The 20018-nt window shown below is 38.5% G+C and carries 18 protein-coding genes; all 18 read right to left on the reverse strand.

Annotated elements, in window-relative coordinates; all coding sequences use genetic code 11:
• Nucleotides 1-34: 34 nt before the first annotated feature.
• Nucleotides 35-793, reverse strand: coding sequence for an ABC transporter ATP-binding protein (locus I1J71_RS06520; protein WP_195184164.1), 759 nt, complete (start codon nt 791-793; stop codon nt 35-37).
• Nucleotides 790-1656, reverse strand: a complete 867-nt coding sequence (locus I1J71_RS06525) for an ABC transporter permease (protein ID WP_195184165.1) — start codon at nt 1654-1656, stop codon at nt 790-792. The genes I1J71_RS06520 and I1J71_RS06525 overlap by 4 nt, the downstream gene beginning before the upstream one ends.
• A gap of 60 nt (nt 1657-1716) precedes the next feature.
• A complete protein-coding gene (gene trpX, locus I1J71_RS06530; RefSeq protein WP_195184166.1) occupies nt 1717-2715 on the reverse strand; it encodes a tryptophan ABC transporter substrate-binding protein in 999 nt (332 codons plus the stop codon).
• 446 nt (nt 2716-3161) lie between these two features.
• On the reverse strand, nt 3162-5987 hold the full coding sequence (ppc, locus tag I1J71_RS06535; protein WP_195184167.1) for a phosphoenolpyruvate carboxylase: 2826 nt from the start codon (nt 5985-5987) through the stop codon (nt 3162-3164).
• A gap of 23 nt (nt 5988-6010) precedes the next feature.
• Nucleotides 6011-7222 carry a cell division peptidoglycan polymerase FtsW gene (gene ftsW, locus I1J71_RS06540; RefSeq protein ID WP_195184168.1) on the reverse strand — a complete coding sequence of 404 codons (1212 nt, stop codon included), beginning with the start codon at nt 7220-7222 and terminating at the stop codon, nt 6011-6013.
• A gap of 212 nt (nt 7223-7434) precedes the next feature.
• On the reverse strand, nt 7435-8403 hold the full coding sequence (gene prsA, locus I1J71_RS06545) for a peptidylprolyl isomerase PrsA (protein ID WP_049495122.1): 969 nt from the start codon (nt 8401-8403) through the stop codon (nt 7435-7437).
• 75 nt (nt 8404-8478) lie between these two features.
• The gene (locus I1J71_RS06550; protein WP_195184169.1) at nt 8479-9192 is read right to left on the reverse strand and encodes an O-methyltransferase; all 714 of its coding nucleotides are present in this window, start codon (nt 9190-9192) and stop codon (nt 8479-8481) included.
• A 1-nt stretch (nt 9193) separates the two neighbouring features.
• The gene (pepF, locus tag I1J71_RS06555; protein ID WP_195184170.1) at nt 9194-10996 is read right to left on the reverse strand and encodes an oligoendopeptidase F; all 1803 of its coding nucleotides are present in this window, start codon (nt 10994-10996) and stop codon (nt 9194-9196) included.
• 18 nt (nt 10997-11014) lie between these two features.
• Nucleotides 11015-11971 carry a competence protein CoiA gene (locus tag I1J71_RS06560; protein ID WP_195184171.1) on the reverse strand — a complete coding sequence of 319 codons (957 nt, stop codon included), beginning with the start codon at nt 11969-11971 and terminating at the stop codon, nt 11015-11017.
• 81 nt (nt 11972-12052) lie between these two features.
• Complete coding sequence (locus tag I1J71_RS06565; protein ID WP_195184172.1) at nt 12053-13201, reverse strand: DUF1887 family protein; 1149 nt, start codon at nt 13199-13201, stop codon at nt 12053-12055.
• A 189-nt stretch (nt 13202-13390) separates the two neighbouring features.
• Nucleotides 13391-14251, reverse strand: a complete 861-nt coding sequence (gene tehB / locus I1J71_RS06570; RefSeq protein ID WP_195184173.1) for an SAM-dependent methyltransferase TehB — start codon at nt 14249-14251, stop codon at nt 13391-13393.
• 14 nt (nt 14252-14265) lie between these two features.
• Nucleotides 14266-14733: an SsrA-binding protein SmpB gene (smpB, locus tag I1J71_RS06575; RefSeq protein ID WP_001051741.1), complete on the reverse strand. Its 468-nt coding sequence runs from the start codon at nt 14731-14733 to the stop codon at nt 14266-14268.
• Nucleotides 14696-17038: a ribonuclease R gene (gene rnr / locus I1J71_RS06580; RefSeq protein ID WP_195184174.1), complete on the reverse strand. Its 2343-nt coding sequence runs from the start codon at nt 17036-17038 to the stop codon at nt 14696-14698. The genes smpB and rnr overlap by 38 nt, the downstream gene beginning before the upstream one ends.
• Nucleotides 17039-17132: 94 nt before the next feature.
• Complete coding sequence (secG, locus tag I1J71_RS06585; protein WP_000282517.1) at nt 17133-17366, reverse strand: preprotein translocase subunit SecG; 234 nt, start codon at nt 17364-17366, stop codon at nt 17133-17135.
• A 39-nt stretch (nt 17367-17405) separates the two neighbouring features.
• Nucleotides 17406-17555, reverse strand: coding sequence for a 50S ribosomal protein L33 (gene rpmG, locus I1J71_RS06590; protein ID WP_007519517.1), 150 nt, complete (start codon nt 17553-17555; stop codon nt 17406-17408).
• 83 nt (nt 17556-17638) lie between these two features.
• Complete coding sequence (gene coaE / locus I1J71_RS06595) at nt 17639-18232, reverse strand: dephospho-CoA kinase (RefSeq protein ID WP_195184175.1); 594 nt, start codon at nt 18230-18232, stop codon at nt 17639-17641.
• Complete coding sequence (gene mutM, locus I1J71_RS06600; protein WP_195184176.1) at nt 18232-19056, reverse strand: DNA-formamidopyrimidine glycosylase; 825 nt, start codon at nt 19054-19056, stop codon at nt 18232-18234. Before mutM ends, coaE begins: the two co-directional genes overlap by 1 nt.
• 48 nt (nt 19057-19104) lie before the next feature.
• On the reverse strand, nt 19105-20004 hold the full coding sequence (gene era / locus I1J71_RS06605) for a GTPase Era (RefSeq protein ID WP_060955628.1): 900 nt from the start codon (nt 20002-20004) through the stop codon (nt 19105-19107).
• Between the last annotated feature and the right edge of the window lie 14 nt (nt 20005-20018).

The raw sequence follows: 20018 nt of genomic DNA on the forward strand, positions 1-20018 counted from the left end.
ATTTTATCCCTAAGTTTTTTGTAAATGAGTAATTTTATTCAAACAACTGATAGTAATCTGAAATCTTCATCTTGGCTTTTTCATCCTTGTTTAAATCTTGGATGATTCGTCCTTCCTTCATAACAATGAGACGATTTCCATACTTGAGAGCATCTTCCATATGGTGGGTAATCATCAATGCTGTTAGATGGTCCTTGCTGACAAAGTCATCTGTCAATTCCATCAAGGCCACACTTGTTTTAGGGTCAAGGGCTGCCGTATGTTCATCCAACAAAAGGAGTTCAGGACGTTTTAAGGTTGCCATCAAGAGGCTCAAGGCCTGTCTTTGTCCACCTGACAAAAATTCAATCGGTGTATCCAAGTGTTTTTCTAGACCATTTCCGACTTTCTCAATGGTTGCTTGAAATTCTTCCTTGTAAGCTGAGAGTCTTCTCGGAAAAAGTCCACGTTTTTCACCACGAAACTTAGCAATCAAGAGATTTTCTGCAACCGTCATACGAGGGGCAGTTCCCATCTTAGGATCCTGAAAGACACGAGAAAGGTACTTGGCACGTTTTTCAGGGCTAAAATGAGTCACATCCTCACCCATAATACGAATAGTCCCACTAGTCAGGGGCAAAGTTCCTGCAATGCTATTAAAGAGTGTTGATTTTCCTGCACCATTTCCACCCAAGATTGTGATGAAGTCGTGTTCATAAATATCAAGAGAAACATCGTTTAGGATAATTTTTTCCTCGTCAAAGCCATTTTTTACAATTTTAGTGGCATTTCTTAATTCTACAATCGCTGTCATTTGCTTAACTTGACTCCTTTCAAATATTTATCCTTAAGGGTTGGAATAACTAGACAAGTTGCTAGGATAAGAGCACTGTATAGACGGAGGTAGCTAGTATTAAAGCCAAGAGCAATGACTCCCCATACCAAAAATTGGTAACTAATAGAACCAACAACAATAGTAATCAGACGTTCTGCTAATGTAAGACTCTTAAAGAGTACTTCACCGATAATTAAGCTTGCAAGACCAACTACGATAACCCCGATACCACGAGAAACATCTGCATAGCCTTCTTGTTGAGCGATAAGAGCGCCAGCAAGTGCGATCACACCATTTGACAAAACCAAGCCCATCAACTCCATACGTCCAGTATTGATACCAAAACTACGAGCCATATCTGGATTATCTCCTGTTGCGATATAAGCTTGTCCCAATTTAGTATCTAGGAAGAAAAGCATAAGTAGAATGACCAAAGTCACAAAAATCAAGCCTGTAAATAATTGATTAACCTCAGATGAGAAAGGAAGAACGTCCTGGATTTGTTTAGTTCCTAAGAGCCCAAGGTTTGCCCGTCCCATAATCATGAGCATGATAGAATGACAAGAAGTCATCACCAAAATACCAGACAAGAGTGTTGGAATCTTTCCTTTCGTGTAAAGAAGACCAGTCGCTAAACCTGCAAGACAGCCTGCTCCAACAGCTACTAAGGTAGCAAGAAAAGGATTGACACCTTGTGTAATTAGAGTTACTGCTACCGCTCCTCCAAGCGGGAAGGAACCCTCGGTTGTCATATCTGGAAAGTTTAGGATTCGAAAGGTCATAAAGATTCCCAAACCTAGAATAGCCCAGACAAATCCTTGTGAAATAATCGATACTATCATGTTACATTCATTTCCTTCTTTTAAAAATTGGAGGAGATGTCTCCAACTCCTCCTACATTCTTATTCAATTACTTGACCAGCTTCTTTGAGAACTGATTCAGGAATTGTGATTCCAAGTTCTTGAGCGACTTTTTTGTTGATAACTGATTTACCAGTTGAGAAGACATTAACTGGTGTATCTGCAGGTTTTTCACCCTTCAAGACTTTGGCAATCATTTTACCAGTAGCAACACCAAGATCGTGTTGGTCAACAACCACTGATGCCAAACCACCTGCTTCTACCATGGCAGTGGCACTTGGGTAGATTGGTTTTTTAGCTGTTTGGTTACTTGATACTACAGTTGAAAATGCAGATGCGATTGTGTTATCAATTGGAACCCAGATTGCATCAACTTTACCAGTCATAACGTTCACTGTTGAAGCAATTTCGTTCGTTGAAGGTACTGCAAAAGTTTCTACTTTCAAACCAGCTTTTTCAGCGTAAGCCTTGAATTCTTCTACTTGTGATTTAGAGTTATCTTCGCTACTTGAGTAAAGAGCTCCAACTGTCTTGACATCAGGAGTCAATGTTTTAATCAATTCAACCTGTTGTTCAGCAGGGTTATGATCAGATACCCCTGTGATGTTTCCACCTGGTTTTTCCAAGTTTTGTACAAGGTTAGCTCCAACTGGGTCTGTAATAGCTGCCATGATAACAGGAAGGTCTTTTGTTGCACTTGCAAGACCCTGAGCTGCAGGTGTCGCAATTCCAACAACAACATCATTTCCATTTGACACCAATTGTTTACTCATTGTGGCGACCTTACTTTGGTCACCTTCTGAATTCATAAAGTCAATTTTAACTTGGTCGCCTTTATAGCCTTCTTCAGCAAGTCCATCTTGGATACCTTGGTAGATCAAGTCAAGTGATGGGTGACTGACAAACTGTAGAACACCAACCTTAGCTGTTTTGTTAGCTGTCTCAGTTTTAGTATCTTGTTTCGTTAAGTTAGAGTAGACCAAGCTTCCTCCAACTACAAGTGCTAGTGCTGCAATAATACCAATTAAACGTTTATTCATATTTATTTCTCCTTATTTCCCTTAAACTTCGTAATGTTCATGTCACTTTCAATATAACTTTACCAAGCGGCGCCATCGTTTAAATTCCATCATATACCTCCAAAACAAAAGAAAAAGTCCCCACACAAAAAACTTGTGTGAGGACGTCGATACGCGGTGCCACCTCAATTATAGGGAATCCCCCTATCTCTCAATCTCGCTTCACGAGTTGCACTGTAAGGTGTGCGCACCGAATTCTTATGATTTCAAATTCTTTATAACATTCAGCCCAATTTTCATCACTTCCATCTATCTGTTTCCACCAACCACAGACTCTCTAGAAAACTTCAATGATTACTTTCTGAATGATACGATTATATCATTTTAAAAATGCTTGTCAAGGGTTTTCATAAAATATTTTAAATATTAACAAAAATTTCTATGGTTTTTATAAAAACTAACTTGTATCAACCTGAATTACGTAATCCTGTAGCAATTCCGTTAATAGTTGTATGAATTAATCTTTCTTCATCTGAAGAAAGCTCACCACGACGTTGACGCTTAATCAACTCCAACTGGATATAGTTCAGAATGTTGAAATAAGGCATACGATAGTTTAGACTGTCTTTCAAGTAAGTATTTTCTGCCAGAAGTTCATCGTAGCCTTCGATGGCCAAGATAACGTTCTTAGTCAATTGCCATTCATCCAAAATAGTATAGTAGATTGCTTGCACTTCTTCACTTTCACAAAGTTTAGCATATTCAAAAGCAATATTCATATTTGATTTTGATAGAACCATATCAACGTTTGATAGGAGTGACTGGAAGAAGGGCCAATTTTGATACATGTCACGAAGGTATTCAATATTTTTTGGATCTTGATCAATAAATTCCTTGAAGCTTGAACCAACACCATACCAACCTGGGAACATGACACGACTTTGTGACCATGAGAATACCCAAGGAATGGCACGTAGTCCACCAATTTCAGTGATTGTTTTACGTGCTGCTGGACGAGAACCAATATTAAAGCTTGAGATATTCTTAATTGGACTAGATTCAAAGAAATAATCATAGAAATGGTCATTTCCAAATACTAGTTCACGGTAGATATCATAGCTACGACTGACTACTTGGTCCATGATGGCTTCATAGCGATTTGATGTATTAGTATCACTCTTCTTCTGTGTAATCATACGGTTGATAGTCGCTGATACCAACATTTCCAAGTTATAGTAGGCTGCATCCTTGTTTCCGTATTTATTTCCGATAACTTCACCTTGTTCAGTTAATCGAATACGGTCCTTGATTGATTTGAGTGGTTGAGAAGCAATGGCATCATAAGTTGGTCCACCACCACGGCCAACGGTACCACCACGACCATGGAAGAAGGTTACTTTGACTCCGTATTCATCACCAATAGCGGTCAATTGTTTTTGAGCCTTATAGAGTGTCCAACAAGATGAGAGATATCCACCATCTTTGTTACTATCAGAGTAGCCAAGCATGATTTCTTGATAATTATCTTTTGAAGCAATCCACTTCTTAGCAAGCGGTAAAGAGAAATACTTTCTCATTGTTTCTTCGGAATGATCCAAGTCCTCAATTGTTTCAAAGAGGGGCACGATTTGAACACGTGCTTTTTCAGCATCCACAAGACCAACTTCTTTGAGCATGATTGCCAATTCTAACATATCAGACACGCTGGTTGCATGAGAAATAATCGTTTGACGAATAACGTCTTCTCCCAAACGATCTTTTAATTCACGTGCAGTTTGGAAAATGGCTAATTCTTTTTCAAGAAGTTCAGACTTTTCAGCATGAGTAGCTGACAAGATTCGAGGGTCTTCTAATAGTTCATGTAAAAGCAACTCGCACTTCTCATCTTCTGAAAGATCACTATAATGGTCATTAATTCCAGCAGATGCTAACAACTCAGCAACACAGGCTTCATGAACACTTGAGTCTTGGCGCATATCGATAGATGCCAAGAAGAAACCAAAGACTTCAACAGCCTCTAAAAGCTCGGCAAACTCTCCAGTAAGCAAGGATTCTGCCTTATTTTCAAGCAATGAATCTTTAATGATATCTAAGTCTTGTTTAAATTCTTCAATTGTTTCGTAGTAAGGAGGACGGTCTTCAGCCAATTCTTGAATGGCTCCTGAGAGACGATTACTAATATAGTCAGTAACCACTCCTTGTTGATGTCCTTGAGTTCCAAAGAGTCGTTCAATGTGATGGCGTTCATCTGCTGATGAGCCGACAAGAGCCCACTCTTTCAAATTTAAAAGAGTTTGAATTAATTTAGATTGGATAAAGTGAAAAGCACGACGGTAAGGTTCTTTTTCACGGAAGACAGATGTGTCACGAGATTGAGCTGCCATTTCTTCAACAGCCTTGCTTGTCTTGGATAAATTAGTAGAAAGAGAGAAAGTACGGTAGAGACTAGAAATCTTACTGATGTAGTAGTTCAAGATCACTTCACTTTGAATGGTAGCAGAACGCATGAGTGTCTCAGCAGTTACAAATGGATTGCCATCACGGTCTCCACCAATCCACATTCCCATGGTGATAGGTTTTGCTTGTTTTAGGTCAATTCCCTGCTCTTTTGCAAGACGCTTATACTCTAACATTAGATTTGGTACAGCTTGTAGGAAAGAACTATTGTAATATTCCATCACGTTTGTGATTTCATTCGTTACTTTTAGTTTCTTCTCACGAATCATATCCGTCTGCATGATAATCTCAATATAGCGACGAAGATCATTGTGCCATTTTTCTTTGTTAATAAGCCCCATTCTCACGTCACGGTATTTACGCAAGAGAGTATGGATATGATTAGTCAAGTCCAGCATACTCTTACGTTGAACCTGAGTTGGATGGGCTGTTAATACTGGCACCACGTTCAGATGTTCAAGAATTTCAGCCGCATTTTCTTTTTCAGCAACCATTTCAATGGTTGTTGATAATTTACCGAGATAATCTTGGTCAATATTGTTTAGATGGTTAATTTCGTAAGCCAAGTCAACATCTTCAGAAATATTAATCAAAAGTGGCAAAATAGAGAAATATCTAGAAATGTAGACCATTTCATCATTGGAAAGTCCCGCCACAACTTTATCCAGTCCTTGATAGTCAAGCTTTGATGAAAGTTCCTTTAATTGTATAATTTTGTCAAACGTCTCAGCGGGAAGCATATTTTTCGTGATATCTTCAAGTAAATCTGTCAAAATTTGAACTTCTTCTTGGACTACAGTTTTGTTTCTGTTATTTTCTAGTTTTTGAAGAGACATATTTTTCTCCTTGTTACTTTTTCTTAAAGTTGCGCTTCATATTCGCTGTATAGTTTTGCACGTTTTTCACTAGCATCGATATTTAACACAAAGGCGATAGCTACTGATAGAACCAATAGACTATTACCCCCTTGTGAAAGGAATGGGAAGGTTACACCTGTAGATGGAATCAATCCTGAAATCCCTCCGATATTAACGAATACCTGAATTAAAATCATTCCACCAATACCGATTGCTACCATAGAGTTGAACGGATCTTTTGCTCGTACCCCCACTAAAATAATACGAAGAATTAGGAAGAATAATAGAGCTAAAATAAGACTGGCACCGACAAACCCAAACTCTTCAATCACAATAGAGAAAACGAAGTCCGTGTGCGCCTCAGGTAGATAGCCACGCTTCTCGATGGAGTTTCCTAATCCTAAGCCAAACCATCCACCATTAACCATTGCATAATAAGAATTGGCTAATTGGTGTCCTGCACCAGCGACATCATCAAATGGATTAAAGAAAGCACTGAATCGTTTAGCTACGTATCCAAATACTGGAATCTTAGAAAACTTATCAACACCAATAAGCTTAATGGTTGTTAGAGAAACAAAGGATAAACTGGTCAATACTCCAAGAATAGTTGCAAACCATCGGTGAGCTATCCCACTAATTGAGTACATCAACAATGCTACCAAAAAGAGAATTGTAGCATTTCCAAGGTCAGGGAAAATAGCCAAACTACCAATCATGACTAAAAGTACAAATCGCCAATCGTTAAACGCTCTAGGAAACCATTGGTTTTGAGTTAAAACTTGGAAATCATAAACGGCAATTTCTTCTTGTTGTTTTGAAAAACGTTGAGCCAAATACCAAATGATGATAATTTTCAAGTATTCCGCAGGCTGAATAGTAATAGGTCCTACTTTAATCCAACCGTAAGCACCATTGATGGGAATCCCAATCAAACGAGCTAAAGCTAGTAACACTAACTCAGCAAACATAACAATAAATAACAAACGTTCGTTTCGAAGAAAACCAAGTTTCAACTTATAGATTACTGCAATAAGCAACAAACTAACGATCCAAAACAAGCCCTGATTTCGAACTAATTGAAAGGCGCTCTTACCCTCCTGAATCAAGGATGCACTCGTTGTCGAATATACCACTATCAGTCCCAAAACAGACAAGAGAATATAGGGCACTAAAATAGAGTAATTCAACAGGTGCCTTTTACTAATTTTCATATTTCACCATCTACTAAATTTTTAATTTTCTATTCATTCTAGTTTTACTAGCTATTATACCATTTTTTAAACTAGAAAAAAACTCTTATCCGTTAAAGCCTAGAATTTGTACTTGGAGAATTCACAAATCATTTATCTACATTTTCAACTTTTAGTTAAGAAAGCTTCAAAAAACTCTACCTTTCAAGAGTAGAAAGATAGAGTTTTCATCTTTAGTTTGAAGATGTTGTTGTCGTTTCAGTTGCTGCTGATGTAGTTGTCGTTTGAGCTGTTGTATCACTTTGGATGTACTGAGTAAAGATATTTTGGAATGCTTGGTCTTTGACCTTGATATTTGCTGCTTGCAATTCTTTACTAATAATGCCTTGAACAAAAGTAGCATCATTTTGTTTTTGAGTCAGGATAACTGTCTTCAATTTTTCTTTATAATCTTCCCAGTTAGAAGATTTTTCTGTTTTCTTAGTCAATTTCACAATATAGAAGCTGTTTGAATAAGCTTGTGTACCTGGCGCTGTGATCACATCTGAAATACCATCTACATCAAGAGCAAATGCAGCTTTTTTAACAACGTCTGGCAATTCTGTTGATGCAGAGTCAAAAGTGATTTCTCCACCATTTGCTTTTGTCTTTTCGTCAGTTGAATTATCTTTAGCCAATTGTGCGAAGTCAGCTCCAGATTCTTTAGCTTTAGCAAGTACTTCTTTAGCCTTATCTTCACTGTCAAGTTTAATAATTTGCGCAGTTACTTCTGGTGTGTACTCATCGTAAGCTTTTTTGTAGTTCTCATCTGTCAATTCAGCTTCTGCAGCTTTCTTAACAGCATACTCAACTAGTTTACTTGTACGAATTTGAGCTTTACGACTTTCTGCTGTCATACCAGCACGAGAAAGAACGATTTGATAGCTATCACCATATTTCTTCTGTTCTTCTGCTACCGCATCTTCTACTTCTTTGTCACTTACTTCAGATCCATATTGTTTTTCAAAAACTTTTTGAATAGTCATGTTAAGTAATACTTGTTGTGCAGTTGGGTTGTTTTTCACTTCTTCATAAAATTGGTGCTCAGTGATGACATCACCCTTCATACTGATGAGGTCAGCTCCTTGAGAACTATTTGAACAAGCAGCCAAAGTAGCTACTGATAACAAAGTGATGGCACCAGCCAATAATTTTTTCTTCATGTTTACTCCTTTTTTATACACTAGATAAATGTTTACCTTATCTATTTTACTAAATTGTCTTAAAAATATCTGAAATTAGTCAACATCTGGCAGTTCTACTTCTGCTTGATTCTTTCTTAGCATCAATATTCCATCTCCAAGAGGAACTAGACTAGCTGTTAATCCTGGATTGTCTAAAGTTGCGTCAAATAGTCTTTGCAAACCACGATAAATGGTTCGTTGCCCGCGTCGGACTTCCATAATATCCTTAGCAATGTCTCCACCTTGGAAAATATCATCCAAGACAACTACTCCACCAACCTCAAGGTGTTTTAGGATTTCTGGCAAAAATACGATGTATTTGGATTTTGCAGAATCCATAAAAACAAAATCATAGGTCTCTGTCAATGTTGACAGAACGTCTACCGCATCGCCTTCCAAAAGAGTGATTTGTTGGCGAGTATCAAACTTGGCGAAATTTTCCTTGGCAAAACCAATCATTTCAGGATTTCTGTCAATGGTTGTAATTTTAGCCTCTGGGGCATGTTGAGCCATTAAAAGTGCTGAAAAGCCAATCGCCGTCCCAATCTCTAAAATGTTTTTTGGTTGTATTGTTTCCATCAGGAAACGAAAATAAGCGACAGTCTCATGAGGGATGATTGGAATATTTTCTCTGCGAGCAAAGTTTTCTAGTTCTTTTAAGGAACCAGTCACCTGCTTTTGACGTTGACGTAAGAATTCGACGATTTCTTCCTTTACAACAGGACGCCGCATATTATGATTGGCATTTTTACTATATGACTCAACCATTTTATTCCAATCCTAATTTTTCAACAAGGGCTTCAAACTCATCTAAGCGGCGCTCAAAGACTGCAAAGGCATCATTAAGATAGTCTTCTTTTTCCATATCAACACCAGCTTTTCGCATGATATTTAGAGGATAGTCTGACTTCCCAGACTTGAGGTAATCAATATAACGGTCACGATCATCTTGACTACCGTGAACAATCTTTTCAGCTAAGGCCGAAGCTGCTGCAAAGCCTGTTGAATATTGATATACATAGTAATTATAGTAGAAATGAGGGATACGAGCCCACTCGTACTGAATTTGAGGATTGTCTTCCTTGCTCAAGCCATAATATTCTTGGTTCAAGTCAGCATAGAGATTGTTTAAGAACTCGCTTGTCAAGACTTCACCATTTTGATCGGCTTGGTGAATAGCATGTTCAAATTCAGCAAATTGAGTTTGGCGGAACACTGTTCCACGGAAACCATCCAAGAAGTTATTGAGAATAGCAAAGCGTGTTGCGTCATCTTGAACTTCTTGCAATAATTTTTCAGTTAAGATATTTTCATTGGTTGTTGAAGCAATTTCTGCCAAGAAGATTGAGTAATCTCCGTATACATAAGGTTGAGTTTCACGCGTGTAGCTTGAATGCATACTATGACCTGTCTCATGTACAAGAGTAAAGAGATTGTCTAGGTTATCTTGCCAGTTAAGAAGCATGAAGGCATTAGTATTGTAGGAACCACCTGAATATGCACCTGAACGTTTGCCTTGGTTTTCATACACATCAATCCAACGTTCGCTAAAGGCGCGTTTAACACGACTCAAGTAATCCTCACCAAGAACAGCCAAAGCTTCCTCTGCCTTCTTCAAGGCTTCCTCATAAGTAAAGCTGTATTCTACTGAAGACAGTGGTGTATAGACATCGTACATTTTAAGATCTGGAATACCCAAGATTTTTGAACGAAGTGAGAGATAACGATGCAATAATGGCAAATGCTTACGAACAGCAGATACTAAGTTGTCATAGACACTTTCTGGAACAAAGTTCGCTGCAAGAGCTGCTTCACGCGCACTCTTGTAGTTCCGAACTTTTGCACGGTAGTTTTGTACTTTTACATTGGTCTGCAAGGTTTTAGCGTAAGTGTGCTGGTATTGCTCATAGGTAGAGTATAGTGCTTCATATGCACCACGACGAACTTCACGATTTTTAGATTCTACCAACCGCATATAAACACCGTGTGATAATTGAACTTCATTTCCATCTTCATCTTGAACAAATGGAAAGACGATATCTGCATTATCTAAGATAGCAAAGGTTTCACTAGCTGCCCCGAAGATTTCACCAGCACCTGCAAGCAACTCTTCTTCACGTTGTGAAAGGACATGTTCCTTATTTTGCAATAGTTTATCAAAGAAATGTTTATAAGGCTGGAGTTTTGGTTCTTCTGCTAGAAAGTCTTGATACTGCTCTTCTGTGATAGCCATAAATTCTGGCTCATAGAAAGAGAAGACCTGGTCTAGTTGACTATAAAGAGCCATTGCTTTTGCGTAGTATTCTTGATACTTAGCTACTCGTGTGTCTTGGTCGTTTTTCATATGTGCATAAACATAAAGTTTTTCAAGACGACGGCTCAAATCCAAATAACGCTCTGTAATATTTAATAGGCTCTCTGCGCTATCCAAAAGATGTCCTTCAAGGCTAGCTGCTTCTTTTGTATCCTCGGTTAATAGGGCTAATTCTTCTTCCCATTTTTGGTCTGTTTCAAAGATCGTTGATAGATCCCAAGTATCTTTTTCATTGATTTCATTTCGTTGTAATACCATAAATTTCCTCCATCCTTTCTATTTTACCATATTTTTCGAGAAATACTGCTGATAAAAGGCAGGTGGATAGAGCTTTTGTTGCTGATTTTGTGGATTCAGTTCATAATAAGCCTGAAAGTTGCGGTAATAATCATATAGATTTTGACTTATCTGACAAAAATGACCAGGTTCTATCGGCCTTACTTGGGGATACCAGTCCTGAGTCTTCAAATTTAATAGGTTTTCTCCTCTCAAGTAAGCTTGGGCTTGTTGCTTCATCCAATAGGGATTTTGATAATAGAGTTGTTTTTGAATGTAACGACAAATATTCTTATCCTGTTCGACAGAAAAAGCAGTTAGCTCTTGCTGCTGGTAGGGACTACGTAAAATTTCTAGGAGATTTCCTTTGCCATAAGAAAATTCCTTGAGCTGATAATGGAGTTTCCCTTTCAAATCTTGGTGAAGGAGGTACTTGAGCCTCAAAACTTGTCTTTTATGGTCTAACTCCCAAAGATAAAATCCCATATTATTACTAAAATAAAGAAAATTTCTTTGAAGTTTAGTTAGTCGCTCTTTTATCCAGAGCTTTTCTCCCAGTAGCCAAAGAACTTGAATTCCCAGACTTCGATAACCATTACTTCTCTCCCGTAAAAGTTCACAAGAAATAGGACTACACTGAACTTCCAGTGCTAATTGCTTATTGATAAAGATATCTGCGATTTGCTTAAGTTCAGGAATCGGATATTCCATTTCTACTTCAGCATCTTTCTTAGCCCAATTTAAAAGTGCCACCTTATTCTCCAAATGTTCTGGTCCTTCATTCTCATGATAAAAATCACAACTTTTTAAACTTTCATGCGCAAAATGAGTTCTTACATTTTTTCCTTTTTTCAAGCGAACACTCGTTCCGCAAGCTGGACAATAATAAGCTTGTTTCTTTACTTCATTCTCTAACGCGTTGATTAAATGACCTTTTTTATCTCTAGCTAAAAACATATATCCCCCTTTTCTACTTTATTCGAAAAGAAAGAGAAGAAAAAGGCTGACCAACTCAACCTTTCTCCCATTTATTCTCAACTAATTCAGTTGTTTTCTAATATATTTCTGCAACATAGGAATGAGATTCTGTATTTGATCCTGCTTTATCACCATTACACCATATTCTTGACAACGATGACTGTAAACGGGGTTAATCTTGCCTGAGCAAACAATCATCTTCAAACAATTATCACCTGCAAAATGATTGGCATAAACTTCAAGTTCGTTAATAGCTTCAACTGCTAGATCCGTCATTTTACAAGAAATGAAAACTACAGAGTGACCTTTACGAAGAATAACATCAATCTCATTTTGAACATTGTCAGCCTCAGGAAAAATCCCATTCCAGTCAATTTCAGTACCAATCATACATTCATCAAAATACTCCGACTCGAGGGCTAGTAAATAGATATACAATTCTAAAATATGCCCTTTTGTTCGACATAACAGATGTGCTTCTGGTGTTGGGAATGTATAAGTGACAGTATCTGTTGTTTCCTCTTCTACTTTCAATAAATTAGCTTCTGTGAACAAAGGAATCAAGCTACTGGGGTAAGAATAAATTTTTCCATTACTCTTCAAAACTTTTGCTGTTTCAGCGTGAAAATCATTTGTTTTTGCCAGTGCAAAGAATTGGGTAATCTGATACCATTTTTCAGGATTTTCGATAGCATATTTGGCCAATTTTTTTATAGCTAGCACTTGCTTATTAGAATGCTGAGGCCTTCTTGATTTAAGGACTTTTCCACCACGTAAAGATATCAATTGTTCAATAGATAAACTTGGGATAGCTAAATCTTTATCCTTTATGTTACCCCTATCCCAGGAATACTGCCTTCCTTGTTCAACATCCATAGCAATAATGGGAATACCTTTCTCCAAACCATACTGATATAGAACTATCGCTAATAGATTATCTCCACCAAAAACATCGATGGTCACTGACTCAAAATCATTGATAAATACGTCTAATTCCTGGCAGATATTTTCTAGGTGGAATTGTCGAAAATGTACTTGTTTTAAGTGTGGAACTTGTTCCATTAGAAAATGCTTCAAGGATAGCTTATCTTCCTCAGCAATTTTTCTTGTAGAAAGGTATAAAATCTCATCACAATCACTGACAAAAGCTTGGTAGACATTTTTCTCAATGGTATGACGGTCGTACAGTTCAATTAAAAGACTAGTCATCTTAAGACCTCCTAGACAAAAAAGTCTGAAAGAATAGTGGGCGATCAGAATCGTTTTAAAACTATCACAATTCTGATTAATTTCATCGACTTCTCCTACTTCTAGTATAGCATAAATTGAGAATTCCCTTTCTTATTAGGGTAATAAATAAGGAATAGAAAACGACTGCTCTCTATTCCTTTTTTTCATTTATTTTACTTTTTTAGCCAACATAGTCGCAAAGCGTAGTTGAATACGATTACCATTCTCATCACGACGATGGAGATGGCCGGGATTTTCATTGTACTTAATCAATTCCCAGTCCTTGTAATAATTTGCCAACTCACCCTCTTTGAAGGTAAATGGGAAATGAACTGAACATGGATAATCTTCTGTATCCATGGCACACACAATCAAATTGTAACCCCCAATTGAGGTTTGCTCCTGCATGTTTTGGATAATAGCCGGAATACGATCTGCTTGTAAAAACATGAGCACAACTGTCGATACGATAAAATCGTAAGTTTGTCCGATGCTTGCTGAATTGATATCATAGAGACCAACAGGCATTTCCAAATCTTCTTGCTCCACGATACTTTGCAAGATTTCAAGGGAAAGTTCATTTTGGTCAACTGCTGTAACATCAAATCCATGTTGAGCTAGAAAGAGTGCATTTCTACCCTGACCACATCCTAGATCAAGTGACTTACATGGTTTGACCGTCTGCATAGCTTCTAAGACTTCCGAATGAACTGGATTGCTATTGTATTTCTTTGGGAAATAATCCTCTGGTTTACAATAAAATTCCAAATACCATTCCACATCTTCTGTGGCAGCTTCCACTCTGTGCCAAGCTTGAGGTTGTGCCATAGGATTATCAGCACCTGCTTCAAAGAGGTGCTCAGCTATAACTTCTCCCTCTTCAGTCAACTCAATAAACTTAAGAGTCCCTTTTAATACGGTAATCTTGCCCCAGGTTCCGATCTTAGTATTGTGTTTTCTTTGAACAGCCTCTGGCATGGTGTCTTTATTCCAGACAGGCATGCGTTTGTAGGCAACTAGTTTTTCCATATTCTTCACTCTTTCTATCGGTGGTTAACAGCTTTCATAACACGCGCAATATCACGATCTTGCTCACGGCGTTTGATAGACTCACGTTTATCGTAATCGTGTTTCCCTTTTGCAAGTCCTAAAAGGAGCTTGGCATAGCCATCTTTGATATAAACTTTAAGAGGAACCAGCGTCATCCCCGTTCCTTTTGTTTCTTGCTCTAACTTCTGGATTTGCTTTTTATGAAGGAGAAGTTTACGACGACGTTCTGGTTCCTGATTCCAGATATTCCCTTCTTCATAAGGAGCGATATGAACATTGCTCAACCAGACTTCACCATTTTTTACTTGGGCAAATCCGTCTTTTAAATTGATACGAGCTGCTCGAACACTCTTGATCTCTGTACCAGTTAGAACCATTCCTGCTTCTAGCGTATCTACGATAGTATAGTCGTGATGCGCTTTTTTATTTTGCGCGACGACCTTTCCCTCGCCCTTTGCCATGCTTGGCTCCTTTCTTTGCTACTTCCTTATAAAAAGGTTTCTTGCTCTTTTTCTTCTTGTCTTTTGATGAATGCTTGCGCTTATCACTTGAGCGACCAACTTTTTTCTTGTCTTCTTTCTTATCAGAACGACGACCTCTATCCTTGCGGCCAGACGGTTTTAAACCTTTCTCAATGACATCAAACTCGCTTGGGATAAAAGAAAAATCAATCTCACCAGTCATTTTATCGGCTCTTTCGACACGAATACGAATCTGTTGTCCCACACGGAAGGTTGTCCCTGATTTCTCTCCACGAAGAGTCAAATCACGTTCATTGAAATGGTAAAACTCAGGCAGATTTGTAATATGAATCAAGCCTTCGACTGTATTTGGCAATTCAACAAAAAAACCAAATTTGACGATACTTGATACTACTGCATCATACTCTTCACCCACAAACCCTTCCATGTATTCGGCTTTTTTCATAGCTTCAACTTCACGTTCAGCTTCGATAGCCCGACGCTCACGATTGGATGATTGAGTTGCAATCTCTGGAATGACCTGTTCAAAATGTTCCGCCACTTCTTTAGAACGTCCATAGTCACGAATCATACGGTGAACAAGGAGGTCCGGGTAACGGCGAATCGGACTGGTAAAGTGAGTGTAGTAGTCTGCAGCTAATCCATAGTGACCGTGATTATACTCAGAATAACGAGCCTGCTGCATCGAACGGAGAAGCATCATGGACAATACATCCGCATATGGCTCGCCTTCAACAGCACTCATGATGTCTTGGAGTACTTCCTGGCTAATCTCACTGGCAGTCCCATAAATTCGCAATCCAAAACTTGAAGCGTAATCAATAAACTTCTGAACTTTCTCAGCTTTAGGCTCCTCGTGAATCCGATAGATAAAAGGTAGGTCCAGCTTGCTAAAGTGCTCGGCAACCGTTTCGTTAGCAATCAACATAAAGGACTCAATCATACGTTCAGCAACGCCACGATGACGAAGAACAATATCAACTGGCTTGCCTTTTTTATCTACCAAAATCTTAGCTTCATTGGTATCAAAATTTAAAGCACCACGCTTGATTCGCATACTTTCCAAAGTCTCATGGAGTTTGGCCATAAGTTCGATACTAGGAACAATTTTCTTATAGTCTTGTCTCTTCTCCTCGTCACCTGCTAGGATGTCATTGACATCACTATAGGTCATACGGAAACTTGTCTTGATAACAGTCTGAGTAATCGTATAATTACGAACACGACCATTTTTATCAATCTCCATAATAGCAGACTGAGTCAAGCGGTCCACTTGAGGGTTAAGAGAACAGATTCCGTTTGAGAGGCGCTCTGGCAACATTGGAACTACACGGTCTGTCACATATACAGAGGTCGCACGATTGAGGGCTTCTTTGTCAAGAGCAGAATCTTCCGTTACATAATATGAAACATCCGCGATATGAACTCCTAGTTCTATATTTCCATTTTTTAATGGTTTGATATGAACAGCGTCATCCAAATCTTTTGCATCAGCTCCATCAATGGTAAAAGTAATTTCATCTCTTAAGTCCAGACGACCTTCCAGATCATTCTCTGATGGAGCGTCTGGCACATTTTCTGCCTCTTTGAGAACAGCCTCTGGAAACTCAGATACAATGTCCATTGACTCCAAGACCTCAAGAACGTCAATCCCCGCATCTGTAGAATGTCCAACCACATCTAGGACACTAGCGACAAAGAAATCGTGTTTCTTACTTGGGTACTTATCGATAAAGACCTTGAGAACCTCCGTACCGTCTAATTGAATAGCTGGCTTCTTAACGTAGATTGGTTGACTAATCTTTTGATTTTTTGAACGGATGTAACCTGCATACTTGGGTTTTTCCTCATCAAGAACGATTTGACCAACAACCGTCGTCAAACTGTGTTCTAAAATATCGATAATCTTTGCTTCAGCTGCAGTTCCTTTTTGGCGATCCGCAACCTTCTTGATTACAATTTCAACAGTATCGCCATCAATGGCATAGTTAACATCATTTTTTCCTACAAAAAGATCATCTTCCTCGCCTTCAAGACTAACAAAGCCGAAGCCATTTTTATGGGCATGGAAAATTCCTTTAAGAGTAATCTCGTGTTTTTTCTTTTGGTCCAAGGTGAGACTACCATCTTCTTCAAAGCGAATTTGGTGCTTTCTCTCCATCAGGGACAAGGTTTTAATGAGCTCTCGAAAGTCCTTGGAACCGTCCTTTCCAAGAGCTTGAGCCAAGTCATTTACAGTGACTCGTCCCTTTTCTTTTAAATATTCTTTTATTCTATCTTTCATGTTTTCTTTCTAGATTGTTAAATTTTTTTGGTGTAAAACCTTATTTCTTTCAAAAATAAAAATAGGCAAAGACCTAGTCTCGCCCATTATTTTCTTATCTACTTGATAATACCGTCAATGCTAAGGCAATGGCTAGCCAGAAAAAGACTAAGATTCCTGTCAAACGTTGCATTACAGCTTCAAAACCACGCGCTTTGCTACGTTCAAACAAATCACCTGAGCTGGCATCAAATACATTGCTAGATTGATTTTTAGTTGGTTGCATAAAAATTGCAATCACAATCACAACAGATAATACTAATAAAATGGTTAATAATAGGTTATACATATCAAACTCCTTAAAATCCCTATTATTCTACCATAATTTCTACTTAGATTCAAGATGTAGAGTCACTTTTCTTTCTTTGGGACAATACTTTAAGACTTCAATCTTATCTGGATGTGTTTTGGAGTTCTTACTGGTTAGATAATTCATGCTGCCACAAGAGGAGCATTTTAGATTAATTTTTACACGCACTAGATTTTTTGTATTTGATACTATTTCAATCTAAGATGATTTGAACAAACAATACCAAAATTCTCCTTCCTAACAATGTTAATTTATAGACACATTTCTTCAAGCAACTGAACTACTTGAGCTATCAACTGTTCCTGATTGCCATTATTATCTAGACTGTGACTAGCCAGACTAATTTTTCTTTCTAAAGGCCATTGAGAGTTTAAACGGGATTCAGCTGCTTCTTTTGAGATTTGGTCCCGTTTCATTAATCGCTCCAATTGAACATCACGATTTACATAGACTAGCCAAGTTTCGTCAAACCATGAAGCATAGTCTTGCTCAAAAAGTAGGGGGATATCCATGAAAAAGAGAGCTTCTGTCTGAGCAAACTGATTTCGTAATGCAGCTAACTCCTCACGAATAATCTCACCTTGGGTTCTCTTAGACCATTCTTGCTCTTCAGGATTTGAAAAAATAAGACTAGCAAGTAAGGGGCGATTCAGTTCACCATTTTCAAGAAGTACCTTCCCCCCAAAATGCTCCACTAAAACCTGATAGAGTCGTCCACCAGGTTTTTGTAGTTGGTGGACGACTGCATCCGCATCTACAACTTGAAAACCTTTTTGTCTTAAAAATTCTGTGACAGTGGACTTCCCTGACGCAATACCACCAGTAATTCCGATTATTTTTCCCATCACTTTCTCCTTTGACATTTTGGACAAAAGTGAGTTCCACGACCACCTAGTTGAATTTTTTCGATGATTGTTTCACAACGCGAACAAGCTTGACCTGCCTTGTCGTATACTTGATGGAATTCCTGCATGGTCCCATCCTCGCCAAATGCATTGGTATAGGTGCGAATGGTTGAACCACCCTTTTCAACCGCTTGACCTAAAACATTGATCGTTTCATCATGAACTTTTCTAGCCTCTTGTGCTGTTAAACTTTGAGAAATCCTAGCTGGATGAACTTTCGCCCTCCAAAGTACTTCGTCCACATAGATATTACCTAATCCTGCAACCAAAGTCTGGTCGAGAAGATGCGATTTGATTGGTTTTTTAGATTTTTTCAAGGCAAGTTTAAAACTCCCTAAATCAAAATCCTTCTCAGTCGGTTCCGGACCAAGTTTTTTTGAAATAAAGTAAGCCTCTAAAAGCTCAGGAGCAAGCAATTCCATAGTTCCAAACTTGCGGACATCCTCGTAAACAAGAGTTTCACCATCTTCAAAATGAATCAAAACATGAGCATGCTTACGTTCTGGAACTTGGTCTGGGTAATAAAAATACTTGCCCTCCATTCTCAAATGTGAGATAAGGACTTTATCGGATAAATAGAAAAGTAGATACTTGCCACGACGTCCCATTGATTGAATAACTTGACCAGGCATTTCCTTCTGAAATTCATGCAAATCAGTTTTAATCATTTTGGGGTAACGAATGTCAATGTTTAAAATCTTCTTCCCTAGAATCAGTTTTTCAAGACCTCGTCGAACTGTTTCTACCTCAGGTAATTCAGGCATAGTTCCTCCTTTTCTAAAAACAAGAAGCAGGCTACTGCCCACCTCTTCTTAGTATTCTTTTTCGTTGTACCCAAAATCGGCAAGATCTAATTTCTTATCGCGCCAATTTTTCTTAACTTTGACCCATGTTTCTAGGAAGACCTTGTCCCCTAGCATGAGTTCGATATCTTTACGAGCCATGGTACCAATTTTCTTGAGCATAGCACCACCTTTACCGATGATAATCCCTTTTTGGCTGTCACGCTCGACCATAATAGTTGCTCGGATATGAACTTTATCGGTTTCCTCATCTCGTTTCATAGAATCAACCACTACTGCAACTGAGTGTGGAATTTCCTCACGCGTTAAATGTAACACTTTTTCACGAATCATCTCTGATACTAGGAAACGTTCTGGGTGATCGGTGATTTGATCGGCTGGGAAATATTGGAAACCTTCTTCAAGATTTTCACTGAGGATATCTACCAAGCGAGAGACATTATTGCCTTGAAGGGCTGAGATCGGAACAATTTCCTTAAAGTCCATCTGATTACGGAAATCATCGATTTGAGCCAAAAGTTGGTCTGGGTGCACCTTGTCAATCTTGTTTACCACGAGAATGACTGGTACTTTAGCAGCCTTGAGGCGTTCGATGATCATATCGTCGCCCTTCCCGCGTGGTTCATCTGCTGGAACCATGAAGAGAACTGTATCGACTTCACGAAGAGTGCTATAGGCAGACTCAACCATGAAGTCTCCAAGGGCAGTCTTAGGCTTATGAATCCCTGGGGTATCGATAAAGACGATTTGTTCCTTATCCGTGGTGTAGATTCCCATAATCTTGTTGCGCGTTGTCTGCGCCTTATCACTCATGATGGCAATCTTTTGCCCCATGACATGATTCAAAAAAGTTGACTTCCCAACATTGGGACGTCCTAAAATGGCTACAAAGCCTGATTTAAATGTCATAGTTACCTCTATAA

It is taken from the genome of Streptococcus infantis (assembly GCF_015546995.1).
Lineage (GTDB): Bacteria > Bacillota > Bacilli > Lactobacillales > Streptococcaceae > Streptococcus > Streptococcus infantis_J.